This is a genomic window from Paratissierella segnis (assembly GCF_014385195.1).
Taxonomy (GTDB): Bacteria; Bacillota; Clostridia; order Tissierellales; family Tissierellaceae; genus Paratissierella; species Paratissierella segnis.
Genome location: NZ_JACRTG010000008.1, coordinates 136,590 through 157,711, shown reverse-complemented (window position 1 = coordinate 157,711; position 21,122 = coordinate 136,590). Strand labels below are relative to the sequence as shown.

Genomic DNA, 21,122 nt, shown 5'->3' with positions numbered 1-21,122 from the left:
TCCCCCTCTCACAACAGTATAACATAGTGATAAAGGGGATTCTATCCTTGTTTTATATTAAATCCTTTAATTTCCCAGTGACCTTATAATTGGTCTTTTTTAATTCTTCAATATCTCTCTTGCCTAATAACAACATTATCATTCTCATCTTATATATTATATCCTCTAAATATGCCTTTGCGTTTGTATAGCCGCCATGAACAAGATATGATAGCAGTTCTCCGCTAATACCGGATATATTAGCACCCAATACTATAGATTTTGCTACATCCATACCACTTCTTATTCCACCGCTGGATATAATGTTTAAATCATTGGGCAATTGTCTTAAATTAATCAATGCTACCGCAGTGGGTATTCCCCAAGAATAAAGCTCAGTTAAATCTATTGCAGGATTTCGCAGATTTTCTATTTCCATAAAATTTGTGCCACCATAGCCTGCAACGTCAATATTTCTAACACCTATATCATATAATGTCTTGGCAACATCTTTGGATATGCCAAATCCCACTTCTTTTATGATTATTGGCTTATCAATATTGTCCAATATGCTTTTTATATTGTCTGAAACTCCAACGAAATTCCTGTCTCCTTCTTCCATTGCGAGTTCCTGAGCAGGATTCAAGTGAATTTGAAGCGCGTCGGAATCAATCAATTCTATAGCATTTCTTGCATCATCTACGCTTGCTTGTCCATTTAAATTGCTTATAACTATTCCATCATCACCAATTATCTCTTTTACTATTTTAAATGATTCCCGACTATCTTCTTCCTCTAATGCGATTGTTTGAGAGCCTACTGCCATTGGAATATTAAATTCTTTTGCCAAAGTAGCCAAATCTCTATTTATTTCTTGGGAAAAGTCGGCTCCACCCGTCATTGCGTTGATTAAAATAGGATAATCGATTGTTTTCCCTAAAAAGAGTGTTCTTGTATCAATATCATCAAAACTCAAATTAGGTAATGCATTGTGCTCTAAATAAACATCGCCCAGCAAGTTATCTCCTTTAAAAGATGTCATTAAATAATTTTCAATATGTTCTCTTTTTCTTGCCCTTCTCATTATTACACCTCTTCTAATGTTTTAAGCATCCACGAAACTACTTTCAGTTATCTCAAACACCGTTTCAACGAGGTTATCTCGTTATTATTAAGGTATACTAATATAATACTTTATTTTTAATACAATGTAAAGAATCCTAATTTAGGTAGTTTTCAAACATCTCATTTACTAAAATATCTATTTTCTCCCTGTCATATATATAGTAACTTATATCGCCAATATACTTCCCTTCACCGGGCACAGTCTCTGTTACCATTTTTTCCGTATCTATTTTGTTTGCTGATGCTGCAGCTTTAAGCATTGTCCCCAATGGAATATTGGTTTCAACATTAGTGAAGTATGCTTCTATTAAGCCAGGCAATTTAAGCAGATTTTTGGGTTTTAAGGTTTGCTTTACAAGCTCCTTCATAAAATATTGCTGAGCTTTAATTCTGCCGACATCCCCGTCCTTATAGCCTACGGTATAAGAGTTGTTGTGTCTCCACCTTAAGAAATCATGCGCATTTTTTCCATCTAATGTTTGAACACCCTTCTTAATATTTATATCAAGCGGTGGCTTAGCTGTTGGATCCTTATATTTCATATCAAATGGTACATCTATTGTAACTCCGCCAATCTTCTCTACGACTTCCTGAACAATATTATAATCAATTTTTACATAATAATCTATATCCAACCCTAAGAAATCATTTACTGTTTCTAATGTCAAATCAGCTCCCCCATAAGCATGTGCCGCATTTATCTTATCTTGTTTGCCATTAACATATACCCTTGTATCTCTTGGTATCGATAAAATATTTATTTCACCGGTTTCAAAATTTACCTTTGTAAGCATCATTGTATCCGTACGTGTTCCCTTTGATTTCTTTACACTTTGTGCATCTACACCTAATAATAAAAACAATATCTCATCTTTAACCTTTGGATTAATATCGCTAGTTTCATTGTTTAAATCATTTGGATCATCTGTGACAGCTGATGCAGGCCTGTTAAAAACCGAGCTTAATACCGTCGAATATAATAATGTAAAGCATACTAAGGATGCTAAAAAGGCAACGATAAACTTTTTTTTCATAACTACACCTCTTCTTTTTATGCCAAGGGGTAACGAAAGAATAACCCCTGCTTTTACGTACTTATTAAATAATACTATAAAAAAGATAGAATTACAATTAAAAATCAACTTTTTTAGTTTACAATATGGATACAAGACAATTCACAATTCACAATTCACAATCTACCCTTGGGTCGTCCTGCCGTGTACCCTTTGTAGTCTAAGGGTAAGACGGACAGTATAAGCACTGCTTTCGAAGGATCTCCGGTTTTAAAGATAGTGAATAGGTAAGAACTAAGAGTTGTTAGGGGCGAGCTATGGACATAAAAAAAGAGGGTAAAGCCCCCTTTTTACTCTATCTCTTTATTTTAAACTAAATCCAACAATATAGATTTTTTAAGCTCTTCTGCTTTTTCTTTACCTTGTAAATACTCTGATATTCTAATGGCAAAATATACTGCAATAGCCGGACCCCTGGCCGTAATTATATTACCATCTTGCACTACAATATCTTCCTTATATTTCCCATCTTGCAAATCTTTTTCAAATCCGGGATAGGAGGTTACGTACTTTCCTTTTATAATCCCTGCTCTTGCAAGTACTATAGGACCTGCACATATAGCTGCTACCAGTCGTTTTTTCTCGTTGAATTCTTTAACCAATTTGATTACTCTGTCATCATCCCTTAGATTTGTAGCCCCGGGTAATCCTCCCGGTATGATCACTCCGTTATAGTTATCATAATCTAAAATTTCATCGATTTGTTTATTTGCTATTATCTTTATGCCGTGGGCTCCTTCAACGATCAAATTCTCAGTCAGAGCCACCATATCTACTTCAACACCCATTCTCCTTAGATAATCAACAGGTGTTAAAGCCTCTACCTCTTCAAAACCTTCAGCCAATAATACAATTACCTTGGTCATAATAATCCCTCCCTCTTATTTAAACTCTTTCAACATCTCAACTGCTTCAGCTATAAATTTATCGGCTTCTTTAAATACATTTTCATCTATTACGCCTTTATTTTCTTTAATTACTTCAATATATTTATATACGATAGTAGGTGTTATATATCCATCTACCTTTGATAGCTTATCATAGCTGTCCATCACATCATCAAATATTAATTTTGTATTATTTCCGTCATATATAGCTGTATTGTCTAAGCCTTTCATATATGCTGATAGTTTCTGTTCATATTGATCAAGTATTTCTTCTTGTCTGGGACCATCGATAAATTTGTTTAAGAAATTTTCGGTTTTCAATATCCTATCTGCAAGTGAATCAAAAGGGATTCTAATTGACCCATCTACAAATGGAATATCATCCGAGTCAAATGCCTTAAGCGATAGATAATCTCTCCACTCTTCAGAAACAAAACCGTTATATTCGCTGAATTTTGCATAATCTATAATTGGATAAAAAGCACCTTCCAAATTTACAAGTTTTAGTTTGCTATTATATATTTTTGTTATCTCTGTTTTTAACTTTTTATTCTTTATCTCTCCAATTTTATCTTCGGGAAAATTAATTTGTGTACCTGCAATCTCCATCAATTCATTTTTCTTATCAGTAGCAAGTATTCTATCAAAAACATCATCAAGATTTATTTCCAAAGTCTTTTCCAATGTATCTATCATATCGTTGGCATTTAGCTCGTCCACTTTTCCTATATTTTGATTCACATATGCTACTATATCTTCTAAATCTTCATGCTTTTCCACGATATTATCGAATTCTTTAATAATTTTTTCCTTTTCGTCTTCATCAACTTCGACTATTCCTTTATTAGCCTGTGTAGGATCAGATTCCTGTGCAGGTGCCTTTTTCTTACAACCTGATAAGATCCCTGTCAGTACCATTGCCAGTATAGTTAAGAATATTAATCTTTTTTTCATTTGTTTCCCTTCTTTCACATTATATTCTTTTATACCCTAATTTTATCATACTAATTAAATAAAGTATTTACAATACAATTACAAAAAATAAGCCCCCAAAAGGAGGCTTATTATATTAACATTTTGGTTTTGGTATACAAAGCATTTGACCTACTCTTAGATTGTTAGGATCAACCCCTGGATTTGCAGCCATTAAATCAGCCAAGCTTACATTAAACATATTGGCTATTGAATATAGTGTATCTCCTGCTCTAACAACATAATACATTCCATCACATTCCGGAGGCATAGCTTTAGGTATACAAATTACCTGACCTATTTTTAGATTACATGGATCCAATCCCATATTTATTGACATTATCGCTTCTACCGTTGTATTGAATCTTTTGGCTAATTCGTATAATGTGTCCCCTGCTCTTACTGTATACTCAAAGCTTCCTGACGGGCACCTTGTTGGCGGTGGGGTTACTTCCGGTATACAGATTATTTGACCTACTCTTAGATTGTTTGGATCTATCCCGGGATTTACTGCCATTATTGCTTGCGCTGTTGTATTGAATCTATTTGCTAATCCAAATAGCGTGTCTCCTGCTCTTATTGTATACTCAAAGGTTCCCATCGGACATCTCATTGGCGGTGGGGTTACTTCCGGTATACAAATTATTTGACCTACTCTTAGATTGTTTGGATCTATTCCGGGATTTACTGCCATTATTGCCTGCACTGTTGTGTTAAATCTATTTGCTAATCCAAATAATGTGTCTCCTGCTCTTATTGTATACTCAAAGGTTCCCATCGGACATCTAGTTGGCGGTGGGGTTACTTCCGGTATACAGATTACTTGACCTACTCTTAGATTACTCGGATCTATCCCGGGATTTACTGCCATTATTGCTTGCACTGTTGTATTGAATCTCATGGCTAATTCAAATAATGTGTCTCCTGCTCTTATTGTATACTCAAAGGTTCCCATCGGACATCTCATTGGCGGTGGAGTTACTTCCGGTATACAGATTACTTGACCTACTCTTAGATTACTCGGATCTATTCCGGGATTTACTGCCATTATTGCCTGCACTGTTGTATTGAATCTATTCGCCAATTCAAATAGCGTGTCTCCTGCTCTTATTGTATACTCAAAGGTTCCTGACGGGCACCTTGTTGGCGGCGGGGTTACTTCCGGTATACAGATTACTTGACCTACTCTTAGATTGTTTGGATCTATCCCGGGATTTACTGCCATTATTGCCTGTACTGTTGTATTGAACCTATTTGCCAATTCAAATAATGTGTCACCTGCTTTTATTGTATACTCAAAGGTTCCTGACGGGCACCTTGTTGGCGGTGGAGTTGAACTTGGTATACAAATCACTTGACCAATTTGCAAATTCATTGGATCTATTCCGGGATTTAACCTCATAATTGCTTCTACTGTTGTATTATACCTAATTGCTAATAGGTATAATGTATCCCCTGATTTGATTGTATAAGCAAACGACCCTGATGGGCATCTTGTTGGCGGTGGAGGAGGAGTTGGAGTAGTTGAACCAGGTATACATATTTTCTGACCTATCTGCAGATTGTTTGGATTGATACCCGGATTCAATTTCTTAATTGCTTCTACCGTTGTATTATATCTTTTAGCCAATAAATACAATGTGTCCCCTGATTTGATTGTGTAGGAAAAACTGCCCGAAGGACAATTACAATTACCTGATAATTCATTATAGTCGTACATTAATAACCACCTTTCTTTCATTATTCTATGCACTATATACTATGCAAAAAAGTGGTTAAGAGTTACTACAACTAAATCCTAATTTAATATGTAATTTAATATAATTATATATGAAAGGTATAAATAAATAGAATGAATAAGGCACTATTGATGCCGGATGCACATCCAAAGCATTGGCAGGGATCAGACATGCAATATTCCAAGGTATTATTGCTGCAAAAAGTACTGCAGTATTGGCTAAATCTATGGCCAGTTCATAATGCTCAATTTTGTTATCCTCATATACTTTTTTCATGATTTCACTGGTCATAACAATCGCAATAGATTGATTTCCGCCAAAACAAGCGCTTATAAACGCTGTAATCCCTGTTGCCATAAAAATTTTAGCTCTTGTATGGACATTTCTAAATAAATTCCCAATTCTATTAAATAAATCCATCCCTTCAAATAATCCTGCCATTGAGCATGATACAAATACTACAAAACATGCTTTTAGCATTGATATCAATCCGCCGCCCTTTATAATATTTGCTAAAGGATTGTCAGGCTCCATTCTAAATCCAAATATCAGTGTTTTTATTATATCAACAAAAGATGCCCCTTGAACTATTAGAGCCATAATTACCCCGGTAATAATACTTATTACCATGGACTTCTTTACATTAATTTGAAATATGCTTAGAATTAGCATTACTATTGCAGGCAACAGCACTATGTAGTTGACAGTAAAATTATCTTTAATTTCCGTTAATATATTGCTATCTACATTATTTAATGGGTTTGATAAGGATAATATAAGATATATAAGTGAAACTATTAAAAACGGTATATATGTAGTCCTTCTAAAGCCTTTTAGCATAGGATAAAATTCCACTCCGGTTTGATTTGCTACAAGCGCAGCACTGGAAGACATTGGCGATGTTCTATCTCCAAAATAACAACCTGAAAGTATCGCTCCCGCTATAAGATTCAAATTAATATCTCCGCCTCTTGCCATTATCATAAGTACAATCCCTATTGTACTTGCAACACCCATAGATGTTCCAAGAATATAACCAACCATAGATGTTGCCAAAAATGCGAATAGTATAAAAAAACTCGGATTTAAAATTTTCATACAGTAATATACTATTGAAGGAATTGTCCCTGCAATTAGCCACGAAGCAGTGACAAGTCCTATAAGCATAAAAACCTTAAGCACAACAAAAGCCTTTTTCCCTCCTGTTAATGCAGTTTGTCCAATTTCTTTGAACGATTTTCCCAACTTTAGGGATATAGCTGCAAATATTAAAAAACTTAATGATATACCGTATCCAATATACAGCCCTTTTATTGCAACAAAAATCAGTATAATAAATGATAATATAAACCCAAATAAGATTAACATTTGCATTCATCTTCTTCCTTTTTATAATTCTAATTGCTTAATTTATTATCTATGTTTATTGGTACCTTTGCTTTATCTCATACACATTTTAATCTTCTATGGTTGAGACTATTTCCTCCACCTTTTTTATTAAATCCTCATATGAATGTGTTCTGTTTATCATACAATTCCTTGCATCTTCATTACAAATCAAACATTTTCTGCTACTTAAGCCCAATTTCGATCTGCCTATTTGATTGTGTCCTTTGTCAAACACATCAATATCAAAGATACGTCCAAGCCTGTGATTATCTTCTATATCTACCATTAATCCCTTTAAGCTATTAGCATCTATATCCACTATTGCGTAAAACTCAGGCCCTGTATTTTTATGTAATTCTTCAGAAAAAACCATATTAACTCCATGTTTCCCCAATGTACTTCTTATCGCTTCTATACCTTCTTTGTGTACTTTTCTATATAATATGCTATCTTTAATTTCACCGGGAGTATTTAAAGTAAAAGATATTAAACTATATGGATATTTCTTTAAAAGCTCCTCCTGCCTATTTGCCCTATCCTCTCTGGATTTTAGAATCTCTAATAATATCTTTTCATTAATCATCTTACACCTCTTAAATCATTCCCATATTGAAGCATATGCAGCATAATTGTAATTGCAAGTAAGTCGGCAGCTCCCCCCGGACTTATACCCCGCTTAATAAAATCTTTATCCATTTCTCGTACATAGTTTTGCCCTTCATAAGTCAGATAACCTCCCAATCCAATAGCATGCTTAGCTTTTTCTTTAACATATATTAAGGTATCTATATCATGTCTTCCTAATATATTGCTGTCTTCGGTATTTACCATTAAACTCAATAAAACCTGTACCAATATATCATTTATATGATATTTGTTTTCATTAATTAGAGATATAAATAAAGGCAATGAATGCTCTAATACAGTTTCAAATCCGGATTCTGCTTCCCCTCTTATTCCCTGTATGCCATATTTTTTATACAATATTTCTCCGTAAGTTAATTTGCTTTTATTTTCTATATTCGATAATTCATTAGTAAGCCCCTTGGCGACTTCTCTCATTAACCTTGATACTTTACAAGAATTAATATATATGCTGTTTGTTTTTTTATATATAACACCTGATACAGCAGATATAAGACCTAAGGAGAAAATCAATCCCTTATGGGTGTTTACTCCTTTTGTTGCCTCAAACATTTTCTTTTCTGCAACTATACCTATTGGTCTTAAGCTATTTAATAAATTGGAATAATCATCTTCATTATACTCATATCCGACCTTTGCACATTCACAAAAATATGTATTAATGGATAGGCTGCTATCTATGAAGGTAAATATATCCATATCATTGTGGGCGCCTGAATTAGACCTATCAACCAACCCGGGTTTAGGCGTTGCTGCTAATTCATACAGCATTGATTTCGTAGCAAGACTATTTATATAGGTAAAAAATTCATGATTATTCATGCTATATTCCCTCCTTAATACATAAGATCCTTATTATAGCGTCTTTATTGTCTTGTAAAAACTCTATCATAATATCTATTATAGCAATGTTTTCATAACCAAGTATACATACCATATTATTATTTATCAACCCCTATTTAATCGGACATAATCACATGCCTATTTGTTAAATAATATTTATTGATTTCTATAGGCTTTTTTGATAATATAAAGCTAACTTATATGAGGGGGAATAGATATGACTATATTGCAAATGAGGTGTTTTCAGGCTGCAGAAAAATTAGAAAATGAATATGTTATTTATGTATAAATTTATAATAGTTATACTAATTGGCTATCTAATAGGCTGTCTACAATGGTCCTATATCTTGAGCAAAATTATTAAAAAAGTCGATATAAGAACTCTTGGAGGCGGAAATGCCGGTGCATCAAATACAGTAGAAGTCTTTGGCTGGAAAATGGGTGTAACGGTAGGGCTTTTGGATATAATCAAAGCTGTGATTTCTCTGCTTCTAATAAGGTATTTATTCAAGATATCATTTTTAGAGAATAATATGTTGAATTTATATCTAAATGGCACAGGAGTCATCCTTGGTCATAACTATCCCTTTTTTATGAAATTCAAAGGTGGTAAGGGAACCGCCTCTACTTTAGGTATGTTATTTGGTATAGATTACAGAATTGGAATTATTGGTTTTTTAATAATATTAACAGTTACCTTGTTAACTGATTACATTGCATTAGGAACTATGTCCTTAGTTGCATTCTTTATATTGGCTACTATTTATCTAAATTTCGGCACTGCTTGTACTTTAATTACTGTTTTTATAGCTTTACAAAGCTTTTATAAACATTTACCTAATATAAAAAAAATAATAAGTAATCAGGAAAGTAGAGTAAGAGATGCTCTAAAGAAGAAATCAAAATCTAAATATATATAAAAAAAACGAATACATATCCAAAAATGATAATGGATATTTACTCGTTTTTTTATATATTTTCTATTAATCCTTCTTATGGTATTGTGCTACTTCAATGCGATTTAGTGCTCGTCTTAAGAACAATTCAGCTTGAACTACATCCACGCCGCGATCTCTTCTCAAAGCTTCTTCAGCTCTTCTCTTATCTTCCATAGCACCTTCTATATCTATTTCATAAGGCCATTCTGCACCCTTGGTGACGATAGTTGTGGAATTCTCGTCAACACTTATATAACCGTCTTCTATTGCAGCTACTAGAACCGTATCTTCCTTAAATATTCTGATCTTCCCTATTTTTAGCGGAGTTATCAAAGGCGCTCTTCCTTTAAGCACTGCAAGCTCTCCATCAATTCCCTTTACCACAACCATATCAATATCATCAGAAAAAAACTGTCTTTTAGGGGTTACTATATCAAGATGGAATAAACTCATATTTATCCCTCCAAATTGCTTGTATCTTTAAGAACATCATCAATGCTTCCTTTCATAAAGAAAGCCGTTTCTGAAACATCGTCATGTTTGCCTTCAAGAATTTCTTTAAATCCTCTTACTGTCTCTTGAATCGGAACGTATTTGCCTTCGATTCCTGTGAACTCTTCAGCAACATGAAATGGCTGAGATAAAAACCTCTGTATCTTTCTAGCCCTGTTAACAACAAGCTTATCCTCATCAGAGAGCTCATCCATTCCAAGAATGGCTATAATATCCTGCAAGTCCTTATACTTTTGAAGTATTTCCTGTACTCCACGTGCTACTTGATAATGTTCTTCTCCTACTATTTTAGGATCAAGCATCCTCGAAGTTGAATCCAGTGGATCTACCGCAGGATATATGCCTAATTCAGATATGCTTCTTGATAGTACAGTAGTCGCATCCAAGTGTGCAAATGTAGTGGCAGGCGCAGGGTCAGTCAAGTCATCTGCAGGCACATATACTGCTTGAACCGATGTAATTGAACCCTTCTTGGTTGAAGTGATTCTTTCCTGAAGCTGCCCCATTTCGGTTGCAAGAGTCGGTTGATACCCTACTGCACTTGGCATTCTGCCAAGAAGCGCTGACACTTCCGAACCAGCTTGAGTAAATCTGAATATATTATCTATAAATAAAAGTACATCCTGTTCCTCTTCATCCCTAAAATATTCTGCCATCGTAAGTCCCGACAAAGCAACTCGCATACGTGCTCCGGGTGGTTCATTCATCTGACCAAACACTAATGCAGTCTTGTCGATAACCCCTGACTGAATCATTTCATGATAGAGGTCATTACCCTCTCTGGAACGCTCCCCAACTCCTGCAAATACAGAGAGCCCGCCATGCTCCCTTGCTATGTTGTTTATAAGTTCTTGAATAAGAACCGTCTTTCCTACCCCTGCTCCGCCAAATAAACCAACCTTACCACCCTTTGCGTATGGAGCTATCAAATCAACTACCTTAATACCCGTTTCAAGTATTTCATTTGCGGTATCTTGTTCTTCAAAGGATGGAGCATCTTTGTGTATGGATTCCATTTTGTCGGTAATTACCTGTTCTTTCCCATCGATGGTTTCGCCTAATACGTTAAAGACTCTACCTAGGGTTTCTCTGCCTACAGGTATTTTTATAGGATGACCTGTATCCTTTGCTTCCATTCCTCTAACTAAACCGTCTGTAATTCCCATTGAAACGCATCGTACTATATCATCGCCCATATGTTGAGCTACCTCTACGATAATTTTCTCGTCATTTGCATATATTTCAATAGCATTTAAAAGCTCCGGCATTTCATCTTCATCAAATTCTATATCGACTATAGGTCCGATTATCTGGACTACTTTTCCTTTTCCCATAAGCACCTTCCTTTCTATTCTTTGAGAACCTCCGCACTTGTAATGATTTCATTTAATTCTGTAGTGATAGCTGACTGCCTTGCATGATTGTAGCTTACCTTCAATTCCTCAATAATTTCCTTTGCATTATCTGTGGCTACTTCCATTGCAATTCTTCTCGCAGCTTGTTCACTGCAGGATGCTTCAATTAAAGCACCATAAATGTAACTATTTACATACTTAGGTATCAAATAATCAAAAACTTCTTCAGGAGATGGTTCAAAGTCTATTACCTTGTTTTTTCTATCTTCTTCCTCCCAGAAACTTACATATGGAAGTAATTGTCTTATTTCCGGTTCATGAGTCAGATTGTTGACAAACCTTGTAAAAGCAACTTTTATTTCATCAACCTCATAATCTTTATATAGATTAAATGCCAATTCTCCAATTTTTTCAGCATCAGAATAAAGAGGGTCTTCGGTGATTCCGGTAAATTTCTTTATAATTTTATATTCACTATTTCTGAAATAATCTATTGACTTAGTCCCAATTAATATTAAAAAAACATCTTTTTCTCTACCTTTAGCTTCATCTTCCACAAGCTTTACAATGTTGTTGTTATAACCTCCTGCCAGTCCTCTATCATCTGAAATGACAATATATAATGATTTGTTTATTTCTTTATCCATTAATAGAGGATGACGATCTCCAACTATATTGAATGTTTGCTGTATATTTTTTAAAACAGTATAGTAGTAGGGACGAGTCCTTATTAATCGTTCCTTGGCTTTAGTAAGTTTCGCAGAAGAAACCAGCTCCATAGCTTTGGTTATCTGCATAATACTGCCTATGCTTTTTATTCTCCTCTTTATATCACGTGTTGATTGTGCCATCTTTTCACCGCCCGGTTTTAAGAAAAGCTAAATAATTTTTTAAATTCATTTATAGCTAATATTATATTTTCTTCTATTTCTTCAGTTAAATCCTTTGTTTCTCTAATATTTGTTAATATATGAGGGAAATTCCCCTCAACAAATTTAATAAATTCTTCTGTAAATTCTATTACCATTGATACAGGAACATCTAAAAGATATTGATTGATAACTGCATAAAAAATAATAACCTGTTTTTCAACATTCATAGGTGAATATTGAGGCTGTTTCAATATCTCCATCATTCTTTCTCCTTGATCAAGTTGAACTCTGGTATCCTTATCCAATTCAGAACCAAATTGGGCAAACGCCGCCAGCTCTCTATATTGAGCAAGTTCAAGTTTTAATCTTCCGGATACCTTTTTCATAGCATTTATCTGAGCTGAGCTTCCAACCCTAGATACGGAAAGTCCCGTATTTATAGCAGGTCTCTGCCCTACAAAGAAAAGATCCGTCTCAAGAAAAATCTGTCCGTCTGTTATTGAGATAACATTGGTAGGAATATATGCCGATATGTCCCCATCAAGGGTTTCAACTATTGGCAACGCCGTAATTGAACCTCCGCCATGTATATCATCCAATTTTGCTGCTCTTTCCAGTAATCTTGAATGTAAATAAAAGACATCTCCGGGAAATGCTTCTCTACCCGGTGCTCTTCTGAGAAGCAATGACATGGTTCTATATGCAACAGCATGTTTAGATAAGTCATCATATACAATCAAAACATCCTTACCTTCATACATAAATTCCTCTGCAATAGTCACTCCTGCGTAAGGCGCGATATATTGAAGCGGTGCCAATTCACTTGCAGTGGATGAAACTACTATAGTATAATCCATTGCGCCGTTTTGCTTAAACACCTCAACGATTTGAGCAACTGTTGACCTCTTCTGCCCAATAGCTACATAAATGCAAATAACATCCTGATCCTTTTGGTTTAGAATCGTATCTATCGCTAATGCAGTTTTTCCGGTCTGCCTATCTCCTATTATCAATTCCCTTTGACCTCTTCCTATGGGAAACATGGAGTCAATGGCTTTTATACCGGTTTGAAGCGGCTCACTAACCGATTTTCTATCATTAATTCCCGGAGCTATATTTTCAATCGGTTTAAATTTCGTAGCATTTAAGCTGCCCTTATCGTCAATAGGCTGACCAAGAGAATTAACCACCCTTCCGATAAGCTCCTCTCCCACGGGAACTTCAACTATTTTCCCGGTTCTTTTTACTGTATCTCCTTCTTTTATGTCCCTATCATTTCCTAACAGCACACAGCTAACGCTGTCTATTTCCAGATTTAAAGCCATTCCATAAATTTCTTTAGGAAACTCTATAAGCTCTCCCGACATACATGCATCCAGGCCTTGGATTTGTGCAATACCATCACCTACCTGAACAACAGTACCCGTATCTACATAATTTAAATTCTTTTCATATTTACTTATTTGTTTCTTTATTAATAAACTTATATCTAATGGTTCTAAAGACATCTTATAACCTCAACTTCCTATATTGATACTTCTTTTAAGGTTTTACCAATGGATTTTAGTTCATTTCTTAATGTTGCATCCACTATTTTATCTCCGACCTTTAAAAGAACTCCTCCTATAATAGACGTATCCACTTCATTTATGAGTATGATTTCCTTGTTAAGTTTTTCACATAAGGTGTCGTTAAGCTTCTCCCGCGCCTTAATATCCATAGGTATTGCTGTTACAGCTGTAACAGTCTGTACATCAGTATGTTGAAGAAATATTTTTTTCAATAATTTTAACATTGGTTCTGACACATTATCTTTAAAAGTATTGTTAATTAAATTCCTTTTCTCATTTACTTTAATATCCGGATTCATTATCAAATCCACAAATTCAGTTTCCTTATTGAGAATCTTCTTTACTAAATCCAGTTGCTTTTGGGAATCAGGTATTCTATAAAGATCCAGCCAAAAATCAGTTAAAGAAAAATCATTTGCTGCCGCATTATTCATTTTTTTATTTAATTTAGCCATTCTGATGTCCCTACCTCATCAATAAATTTGTCAATTAGGAAATTTTGTTTATCTATACTTATTTGTTCTTCCATTATCTTAGAAGCTATCATAACAGCAATGTCAACGGATTGATTTTTTATTTCCTCTAAACTATCCTTCTTTCGCCTTTCTGCTTCCCTTTCAGCCTTAAGAACAATTTCTTCGGCTTGTTCTCTCGCTTCCGATAGTATATTTCCCTTCATTTCTTCACTGAATTTTCTGGAATTTTCAATTATATCCTGAGCTTGTCGCTGTGCACTATTAATTTGTGCCTCCTGCTCTTCTTTTTGGATTTCAGCCTGTTTTTTTAGTTCTTTAGCATCATGGATTTCTGATTGAATTAAGTTTCTTCTTTCCTGTAAATACATATTCACAGGCGTATACAAAAACTTTTTAAATAATATATATAAAATAATTAAAGTAATAGCAGTAATAATCATACTTTGCAAATCAGGTATAACCATCACCTTATAATCACCCAAAATAACACCTCCCATACCGTAGAACATATCCATTTATATTCCACGATTCTAATTCTATAAACCACCTAATAGAGGCTGTACAAATAGCAGTATAATAGCAATTATCAAACCATATATAGCATTGGTTTCTGTTATAGCCTGACCTAAAATCATAGTTCTGGTTATTTCACCGGAAGCTTCAGGCTGTCTGCCTACTGCTTCGCATGCTTTTCCTGCTGCAATACCTTGACCCAGAGCACCTCCAAGACCTGCTAACATGGCAATACTTGCAGCTATTGCTGAACATCCCAATACAAAAGCTTCACTTGATATACCTTGTAACATTTAAATTCCTCCTTTCAATTGTTATTCTGTTGCTCCATCTATAAAAATCATTGCTAATATAACAAAGATATAGGACTGCAGTATTCCTGAAAATAAATCAAAATATAAATGAAGCGGTGCAGTTACCAATGGCGAAAAATATCCTAAAGCTCCATGAAGCAATGCCATAATTAAAGAACCAGTCATTATATTCCCAAAGAGACGAAAAGACATGGATATAGGATTCGCTATTTCGGAAATAATATTTATGGGAGCTATTAAGGCAACAGGTTTTGTAAAACTTTTTAAATATCCCTTTAAACCGCCTGAGCTTTTAATTTTGGTTCCCTGAACTATAAAAAATACAAAAAGAGCTAAAGTAAGCGCAACGCTATAATCCGACGTAGGGGCATCAAGTCCAAATATACCAAGTATATTTGCAAAGGCTATAAAACTGATCAAAGCTGCCATAAGCGGTGCGTATTGCATTTTATTCTCTCCCATGTTGCTTTTAACCATGTTGTTAATAAATTCCACAAATATCTCTATTACATTTAAAAAATTTGAGGGAGCTTTATCTACCCTAGCCTTCTTTATTTTTTTATTTACAACTATAGCTAGTATTGATAATACTGCAACAACTAAGATAGCATTCATCACCGTTTCCGGTATTATTATTGATCCTCCTCCACTAAATGTTAAAGCCATTTTTACAACTCCTTGCCTATAAATTTATAATATTTTATTGTAATCACAAAAAGTCCTTATCAATAATAGTTAAAATATAAATTGCAATTTTAACCATGTTTAATCCAAAAAAGGTTGCAAATATATTTAGATAGTCTGCTAGAGCGGAAATTAGTAGAACTATAAAGTATATTAAATACCTAAAAAAATAATTGGAATGGGCACGACGTTTTGCCTTTGACGGTTCCATCATAATTAGCTTATTAGCGGAATCATTGATCAAATAGAAAGATAATATATTTATCAAAACACCAAATATATATCCTAAAATAATCGATTTGGGATTTTCGAAAAGTAAAACCATGAATCCCACAATAAACAGACTTAATGCAATTACAACTTTTGATACCTTAAATAGAAGGTCCTTATTCATAAAAGTCACTTCCTACCTCTAGACTTAAACAAGAAAGAAACTGCAAGCAGTTTCTTTCAGAACTACTACAACTAATTTCAACCTCGTTATTTAAGCCTATTTCTTATTTTTATCTAGAAGACTTTCCCCTTTCATCAATCTATGATAAAGTTCTATTTCAAACATCTTCTTTTCATAAGATTCCATACTCATAACAACCATATCTCCATAACCATTTTTGGTTAAAAAAATAGGTTCATGTGTCTCATGTATCACTTTTGAGATCTCAGCAAAGTGATTTCTCAAATCTGAAATTGGACGTATTAGTGGCATCTATAATGCACCTCCATTATACAACTGCATTATGAACTTAATATGAACAAAATTATCATTTAAATCATATTTTCATAACATTTATGTTATCATAATTATGATATATGGTCAATAAAAAAATAATAAAGAGCGAAGAACTAAGAACTAAGAGTGAAGAGTTGATTTATAATTATTCATAAAAAAAGTATAACCGGATAGATTTTTATCTGTTATACTTTTTGATATTTATATTATTATTTAACATTTCTATTAAAAAATGAACCGATTCCCATTATTATGGCAAAGATTATGAGATAATACATTACCGCCTTGCCATGAGCGAAAATTGCTGCTACAACCATAAACAAGCAGCCTATTATGGACAATACCGGCATAATAAATCTTCTAAAGGTACTTAAGTCCTTTTCTTTTCTCATCATCATTATAAAGATAGGAATGTAAAGAGCATAAAGGGTAATTATAGGTAACTCGGATGAATCGAAGCAAAACCGTCCAAACCATGGATCTGTAAGATTAGCTCCATAAAAATATAATAACCACATAGCACTAATTAATACTCCAAATACAGCCGAATTTGTCGGCATATTAGTGGCTCTATCTATCTGCTTAAATGTTTCCGGTATAGGTCCATTTCCACGAATAGCAAGAGAATACATTCCCCGTGTGCAGCCAAGCATTAAACCATTTAATGTTCCTATACATGATAATATAACAAATACGAAGATTAATGTACCCCCAAGATTCCCAAATATATTTTTAAAAGCCAACATAACTCCGGTTTCTCCGCTTTCTATCAGAACTTCTGTACTAACAACACCTGTTAAACCTATATAATAAAAAATATATACCAAAACCACTATTAGTGAACCAATAACCAAAGCCTTTGGAAGGTTTTTCTTGGAATCCTTTAACTCTGCATTAATAGATGTTGCAATAATCCAACCTTCATATGCAAATGCAACAGCAACAACCGAAGCAAAAATGCCGCCGCCTTTAGTTACGCTTGTGTCAACTAAATTAGTAAAATTGCTTACAGTCATTCCATTCATTAGACCGACAATCAATCCAATAACCGCCATCAATACTAATGGTATGAGCTTTATTATAGTAGATGATACCTGAAATTTCCCGGAAAGTACCGGAGAAAGCGCATTTAGAGCATAACTTCCAACTAAATAAAAACATGCAATGGTCATAGCAGATCCGCCGGTTATGTCCCATCCAAGAAGTACGCATGTATAACGGGCAGATACCCAAGCAAGCACTGATGTCAATGCAGGAATATATATTGTTGTCATAAACCACCCTACATAATAGGCATATCTGCTGCCAACAATTACTTCAGCATAATCAACTACCCCATTTACCTTTTCGTACCTCGACGCCATAATTGCAAAAGTATAAGAGCATATAATCATAATAAGTCCAACAATAATCCAAGCAGCAATACCGATTACAACATTTCCGCCTGTAGCTTTTAGCACTGCCTCCGCTTTAAAAAACACACCGCTTCCAATAACTATTCCTACAACCATTGATATAGCTGTTATGAGTCCATACTTTTTTTCCAGCTGATTATCTAACTGTTTATCCATTTATTTTCACCTCCTTTTGCACCATTTATAATTGTAAGATAATTACTCATTATATCATATAAATTGAGAACTTTAAAATTAATTAAATCAATTATCCGCAAGGAAGATCTTTGCAAATTATTAAAATCTATGATAATTTACTAAAAATATATAAAAATAGGGCTATACATAAGCATTTTTTAAATACTATAATAAAGCCCTATTTTTTAATATTTATATTATTATCTTTTGATTAATAAAACCGAGAAATCATTAACATTTGTACCGGTTGGTCCTGTAATTATAAGTCCATCACAAGCCTTAAGTCCATGATAAGCGTCATTATTTTCCAATACCTTATATATATCTATTCCACTATCCAATAAAATCTTATAGGTGTGATTGTCCACATACCCACCTGCTGCATCTGTCGGTCCGTCGGTTCCATCAGATCCTATTGAAAATATAGCCACATCATCGAGCCCTGCAATCCCAATTGCAGAACAAAGAGCTAATTCCTGATTTCGCCCTCCTTTGCCATTGCCTTTAAGATGAACGATCGTTTCTCCCCCTAAAATAAATGCAAGGGATTTTTTAGTATCATTGTAGTACTGTGCTATGGAAGCTAAGAAGCTGCCTGCTTCACGTGCTTCACAACTTAAACTGTTTGTAAGTATTATTGGTTCATAACCTAAATCAATACAAGCCCTTTCAGCCGCATAGCACAGCTGACTGACGCTACCTGTAATTTTGGTTTTGACATTGTTTAATTTATCCGGAGTCTTCATCAAAAGCAAATCTTTAATCTCCTCCGATATTTTAATGCCATATCGCGCAATGATTTCTAATGCCTGTTCTCCGGTTGAACTATCAGGATACGCAGGGCCTGAAGCAATCATATCAAGAGGGTCACCAATTATATCGGAAAGGACTACAGATATTATTTGAGCTGGTTCACACAGTTTTGCAAATTTCCCACCTTTAACAGCCGATAATCTCTTACGTATGGTATTCATCTCCACTATATTTGCTCCGCAAGCGAGCAATTGCTTCGTTATATCCTCTAGCATATCCGGTGCAATAAGCGGTTTTTCAAATAGCGCAGACCCTCCGCCTGAGATCAATAAAAGTACCTTATCATTTTCAGAAAGATCTGATACAAGATTTATCACTTGCTCGGTGGCTAAGAAAGAATTTTTATCGGGTATAGGATGACCTGCTTCATATATGTGAATATTTGGTAAGTTCCCTTTTGAGTGATTATATTTTGTAATTACAATGCCTTCATTGATCTTGTCACCGAGAATATCATAAGCTGCATGTGCCATAGACCAAGCAGCCTTCCCAATAGAAACAAGTATTAGCCTATCACAGGAAAAATCCTCACCATCAAGCGCTTTCTTTATGGCTGTATTGGGAAGAGCAGCTGTTATGGCGGCTTCAATTATCCTCTGAGCATCATATCTAAGATTCAATATATCTCTTCCTCTCTTAAATAAAATATTTTTACGTTATCTTACAATAAAATATACAATATACGCATTGATTATGGATGCTATGCCCACTATCAATGTACCCAGTGTTTGAGTTCTATATCCGTCTTCCACATCCATCTCGCCGAAATTAGTTACTACCCAGAAGTAACTATCGTTTGCATGAGATACCGTCATGGCACCTGCTCCAATCGCTATAACGCTCAAAGCTGCTAATGTAGGATTTCCCAGACCAATACTTGTGAGCATCGGAGCTATAATTCCTGCGGTTGTGGTCATAGCAACTGTTGATGAGCCTTGTGCAGTCTTCAAAATTGCCGATAATAAGAATGGGAACATCAATCCAAAACTTGCTAAGAATGTTGAATTGTCCTTTATAAAATCGACCATTGATGATGATGCGATTACATTGCCAAGTACACCTCCTGCTGCCGTAATAAATAAAATCGGTCCTGATACTTTAAGTATTTCTTCCGTTATCTTGTAGAATTCACCCATCATATTTTGATTTGCAAGTATAATAAGTCCAAAAACAACTCCCACACCAATGGCAATAATCGGAGTTCCCAAGAATGTTATGAACGCTATAGATTTTCCTGCCATTGCAAGAGCCGATGAAAATCCCATAAGGAATATGGGTATTACTATTGGAGCGAAGGAAATAAGCGCTCCCGGTAATTTACCAAAACTTGCAACCAATTCATCATATGTCTGAACCAATTCACCGTTGTCGATATCCGCTTCATCATGGGCTTTAACCCTTTTACCTATATAAATAGCAAATAAATACCCTGCTATTAATGGTAGAATGGAACATACTGCCCCCATAATCATTACTAGCAATAAGTTTGTATCTTGACCTAAGCCTTCGAACAAAGTATTTGCTGCCGCAATAGGTCCCGGAGTAGGCGGAATAAAGCAATGGGATATATAAAGTCCCATAGAAAGCGCCACCGTACAAGCTACGGAAGATTTTCCGGTTCTCTTTACCAACGCTTTACGAATAGGATTCAAGATAACAAACCCACTATCACAAAATACCGGAATGGAAACAATCCAACCCATAATAAGCATAGCAAGCTCCGGATTTTTCTTACCCACCAGTTTTACTACACAGTCTGCCATCTTAATCGCAGCTCCTGTTTTTTCTAATAATGTACCTATAAGCGCACCAAAAATAATAACAATTCCAATGCTTTTGAACGTGTTGCTAAATCCAGCTCCAATTACCCCCGGGATATCCTCTAGAGGTATACCTGCCACTACTGCAAAAAGCAGCGAGATAGTCATAATGGAGATAAAAGGATGTATCTTCCATTTTGAAATTGCAACTATCATTAGTATGACTGAAATTATGAATGAAATAATAAGAGAAATGCCTGACATATTTTCCCCCTCCTTTAATTTTGAGGTGATATTCCCTCAATTAAATATATGATGCTCTATTTAAAAATATTAGCA

General features: G+C 34.7%; 22 protein-coding genes. 1 reads left to right on the top strand and 21 read right to left on the bottom strand.

Annotated features, from left to right (window positions below):
* Positions 1-52: 52 nt before the first annotated feature.
* The 8 genes from fni to citG all read right to left on the bottom strand — a co-directional run bounded on the left by fni (position 53) and on the right by citG (position 8,631).
* On the bottom strand, positions 53-1,063 hold the full coding sequence (gene fni, locus H8707_RS03250; protein ID WP_262428722.1) for a type 2 isopentenyl-diphosphate Delta-isomerase: 1,011 nt from the start codon (positions 1,061-1,063) through the stop codon (positions 53-55).
* 136 nt (positions 1,064-1,199) lie between these two features.
* Positions 1,200-2,138, bottom strand: coding sequence for an LCP family protein (locus H8707_RS03245; protein ID WP_262428721.1), 939 nt, complete (start codon positions 2,136-2,138; stop codon positions 1,200-1,202).
* 347 nt (positions 2,139-2,485) lie between these two features.
* Positions 2,486-3,043, bottom strand: coding sequence for a DJ-1 family glyoxalase III (locus H8707_RS03240; protein WP_262428720.1), 558 nt, complete (start codon positions 3,041-3,043; stop codon positions 2,486-2,488).
* A 15-nt stretch (positions 3,044-3,058) separates the two neighbouring features.
* Positions 3,059-4,018 carry a hypothetical protein gene (locus H8707_RS03235; protein WP_262428719.1) on the bottom strand — a complete coding sequence of 320 codons (960 nt, stop codon included), beginning with the start codon at positions 4,016-4,018 and terminating at the stop codon, positions 3,059-3,061.
* A 115-nt stretch (positions 4,019-4,133) separates the two neighbouring features.
* A complete protein-coding gene (locus tag H8707_RS03230) occupies positions 4,134-5,756 on the bottom strand; it encodes a LysM peptidoglycan-binding domain-containing protein (RefSeq protein ID WP_262428718.1) in 1,623 nt (540 codons plus the stop codon).
* Between the two features lie 55 nt (positions 5,757-5,811).
* Positions 5,812-7,149, bottom strand: coding sequence for a Na+/H+ antiporter NhaC family protein (locus tag H8707_RS03225; RefSeq protein WP_262428717.1), 1,338 nt, complete (start codon positions 7,147-7,149; stop codon positions 5,812-5,814).
* 82 nt (positions 7,150-7,231) lie between these two features.
* On the bottom strand, positions 7,232-7,747 hold the full coding sequence (gene citX / locus H8707_RS03220; protein WP_262428716.1) for a citrate lyase holo-[acyl-carrier protein] synthase: 516 nt from the start codon (positions 7,745-7,747) through the stop codon (positions 7,232-7,234).
* Positions 7,744-8,631 carry a triphosphoribosyl-dephospho-CoA synthase CitG gene (citG, locus tag H8707_RS03215; protein WP_262428715.1) on the bottom strand — a complete coding sequence of 296 codons (888 nt, stop codon included), beginning with the start codon at positions 8,629-8,631 and terminating at the stop codon, positions 7,744-7,746. The genes citX and citG overlap by 4 nt, the downstream gene beginning before the upstream one ends.
* 287 nt (positions 8,632-8,918) lie before the next feature.
* Between citG and plsY the strand changes: the two genes are divergently transcribed.
* Positions 8,919-9,572, top strand: a complete 654-nt coding sequence (gene plsY / locus H8707_RS03210; RefSeq protein ID WP_316699582.1) for a glycerol-3-phosphate 1-O-acyltransferase PlsY — start codon at positions 8,919-8,921, stop codon at positions 9,570-9,572.
* 63 nt (positions 9,573-9,635) lie between these two features.
* Here the strand turns inward: plsY and atpC are convergent, their stop codons facing one another.
* The 13 genes from atpC to H8707_RS03145 form a co-directional block, all read right to left on the bottom strand.
* Positions 9,636-10,043 carry an ATP synthase F1 subunit epsilon gene (gene atpC / locus H8707_RS03205; RefSeq protein ID WP_262428713.1) on the bottom strand — a complete coding sequence of 136 codons (408 nt, stop codon included), beginning with the start codon at positions 10,041-10,043 and terminating at the stop codon, positions 9,636-9,638.
* Between the two features lie 2 nt (positions 10,044-10,045).
* Positions 10,046-11,437 (bottom strand): F0F1 ATP synthase subunit beta, encoded by a 1,392-nt coding sequence (atpD, locus tag H8707_RS03200; RefSeq protein WP_262428712.1) that lies wholly within the window; start codon positions 11,435-11,437, stop codon positions 10,046-10,048.
* 14 nt (positions 11,438-11,451) lie between these two features.
* Positions 11,452-12,309 carry an ATP synthase F1 subunit gamma gene (gene atpG / locus H8707_RS03195; RefSeq protein WP_262428711.1) on the bottom strand — a complete coding sequence of 286 codons (858 nt, stop codon included), beginning with the start codon at positions 12,307-12,309 and terminating at the stop codon, positions 11,452-11,454.
* Positions 12,310-12,326: 17 nt separating this feature from the next.
* Entirely contained in the window at positions 12,327-13,838 is a 1,512-nt protein-coding gene (gene atpA, locus H8707_RS03190; protein WP_262428710.1) for a F0F1 ATP synthase subunit alpha, read from the bottom strand.
* Positions 13,839-13,855: 17 nt separating this feature from the next.
* Positions 13,856-14,356 carry a F0F1 ATP synthase subunit delta gene (locus tag H8707_RS03185; protein ID WP_262428709.1) on the bottom strand — a complete coding sequence of 167 codons (501 nt, stop codon included), beginning with the start codon at positions 14,354-14,356 and terminating at the stop codon, positions 13,856-13,858.
* Positions 14,344-14,859, bottom strand: coding sequence for a F0F1 ATP synthase subunit B (gene atpF, locus H8707_RS03180; RefSeq protein ID WP_262428708.1), 516 nt, complete (start codon positions 14,857-14,859; stop codon positions 14,344-14,346). The genes H8707_RS03185 and atpF overlap by 13 nt, the downstream gene beginning before the upstream one ends.
* Positions 14,860-14,913: 54 nt before the next feature.
* Positions 14,914-15,183, bottom strand: a complete 270-nt coding sequence (gene atpE / locus H8707_RS03175; protein ID WP_262428707.1) for an ATP synthase F0 subunit C — start codon at positions 15,181-15,183, stop codon at positions 14,914-14,916.
* Between the two features lie 21 nt (positions 15,184-15,204).
* Complete coding sequence (atpB, locus tag H8707_RS03170) at positions 15,205-15,870, bottom strand: F0F1 ATP synthase subunit A (protein ID WP_262428706.1); 666 nt, start codon at positions 15,868-15,870, stop codon at positions 15,205-15,207.
* A 43-nt stretch (positions 15,871-15,913) separates the two neighbouring features.
* On the bottom strand, positions 15,914-16,282 hold the full coding sequence (locus H8707_RS03165) for an ATP synthase subunit I (protein WP_262428705.1): 369 nt from the start codon (positions 16,280-16,282) through the stop codon (positions 15,914-15,916).
* A 96-nt stretch (positions 16,283-16,378) separates the two neighbouring features.
* Positions 16,379-16,594 carry a type II toxin-antitoxin system Phd/YefM family antitoxin gene (locus H8707_RS03160; protein WP_262428704.1) on the bottom strand — a complete coding sequence of 72 codons (216 nt, stop codon included), beginning with the start codon at positions 16,592-16,594 and terminating at the stop codon, positions 16,379-16,381.
* A gap of 233 nt (positions 16,595-16,827) precedes the next feature.
* Entirely contained in the window at positions 16,828-18,189 is a 1,362-nt protein-coding gene (locus tag H8707_RS03155) for an APC family permease (protein WP_262428703.1), read from the bottom strand.
* Between the two features lie 221 nt (positions 18,190-18,410).
* The gene (locus H8707_RS03150; protein ID WP_262428702.1) at positions 18,411-19,643 is read right to left on the bottom strand and encodes a glycerate kinase type-2 family protein; all 1,233 of its coding nucleotides are present in this window, start codon (positions 19,641-19,643) and stop codon (positions 18,411-18,413) included.
* Between the two features lie 36 nt (positions 19,644-19,679).
* On the bottom strand, positions 19,680-21,047 hold the full coding sequence (locus tag H8707_RS03145) for a GntP family permease (protein ID WP_262428701.1): 1,368 nt from the start codon (positions 21,045-21,047) through the stop codon (positions 19,680-19,682).
* Positions 21,048-21,122: the final 75 nt, after the last annotated feature.

Bases quoted from the DNA above. Each gene is read 5' to 3' on its own strand.
- fni (WP_262428722.1), bottom strand. From the start codon at position 1,063: ATGAGAAGGGCAAGAAAAAGAGAACATATTGAAAATTATTTAATGACA.
- H8707_RS03245 (WP_262428721.1), bottom strand. From the start codon at position 2,138: ATGAAAAAAAAGTTTATCGTTGCCTTTTTAGCATCCTTAGTATGCTTT.
- H8707_RS03240 (WP_262428720.1), bottom strand. From the start codon at position 3,043: ATGACCAAGGTAATTGTATTATTGGCTGAAGGTTTTGAAGAGGTAGAG.
- H8707_RS03235 (WP_262428719.1), bottom strand. From the start codon at position 4,018: ATGAAAAAAAGATTAATATTCTTAACTATACTGGCAATGGTACTGACA.
- H8707_RS03230 (WP_262428718.1), bottom strand. From the start codon at position 5,756: ATGTACGACTATAATGAATTATCAGGTAATTGTAATTGTCCTTCGGGC.
- H8707_RS03225 (WP_262428717.1), bottom strand. From the start codon at position 7,149: ATGCAAATGTTAATCTTATTTGGGTTTATATTATCATTTATTATACTG.
- citX (WP_262428716.1), bottom strand. From the start codon at position 7,747: ATGATTAATGAAAAGATATTATTAGAGATTCTAAAATCCAGAGAGGAT.
- citG (WP_262428715.1), bottom strand. From the start codon at position 8,631: ATGAATAATCATGAATTTTTTACCTATATAAATAGTCTTGCTACGAAA.
- plsY (WP_316699582.1), top strand. From the start codon at position 8,919: ATGAATATGTTATTTATGTATAAATTTATAATAGTTATACTAATTGGC.
- atpC (WP_262428713.1), bottom strand. From the start codon at position 10,043: ATGAGTTTATTCCATCTTGATATAGTAACCCCTAAAAGACAGTTTTTT.
- atpD (WP_262428712.1), bottom strand. From the start codon at position 11,437: ATGGGAAAAGGAAAAGTAGTCCAGATAATCGGACCTATAGTCGATATA.
- atpG (WP_262428711.1), bottom strand. From the start codon at position 12,309: ATGGCACAATCAACACGTGATATAAAGAGGAGAATAAAAAGCATAGGC.
- atpA (WP_262428710.1), bottom strand. From the start codon at position 13,838: ATGTCTTTAGAACCATTAGATATAAGTTTATTAATAAAGAAACAAATA.
- H8707_RS03185 (WP_262428709.1), bottom strand. From the start codon at position 14,356: ATGGCTAAATTAAATAAAAAAATGAATAATGCGGCAGCAAATGATTTT.
- atpE (WP_262428707.1), bottom strand. From the start codon at position 15,183: ATGTTACAAGGTATATCAAGTGAAGCTTTTGTATTGGGATGTTCAGCA.
- atpB (WP_262428706.1), bottom strand. From the start codon at position 15,870: ATGGCTTTAACATTTAGTGGAGGAGGATCAATAATAATACCGGAAACG.
- H8707_RS03165 (WP_262428705.1), bottom strand. From the start codon at position 16,282: ATGAATAAGGACCTTCTATTTAAGGTATCAAAAGTTGTAATTGCATTA.
- H8707_RS03160 (WP_262428704.1), bottom strand. From the start codon at position 16,594: ATGCCACTAATACGTCCAATTTCAGATTTGAGAAATCACTTTGCTGAG.
- H8707_RS03155 (WP_262428703.1), bottom strand. From the start codon at position 18,189: ATGGATAAACAGTTAGATAATCAGCTGGAAAAAAAGTATGGACTCATA.
- H8707_RS03145 (WP_262428701.1), bottom strand. From the start codon at position 21,047: ATGTCAGGCATTTCTCTTATTATTTCATTCATAATTTCAGTCATACTA.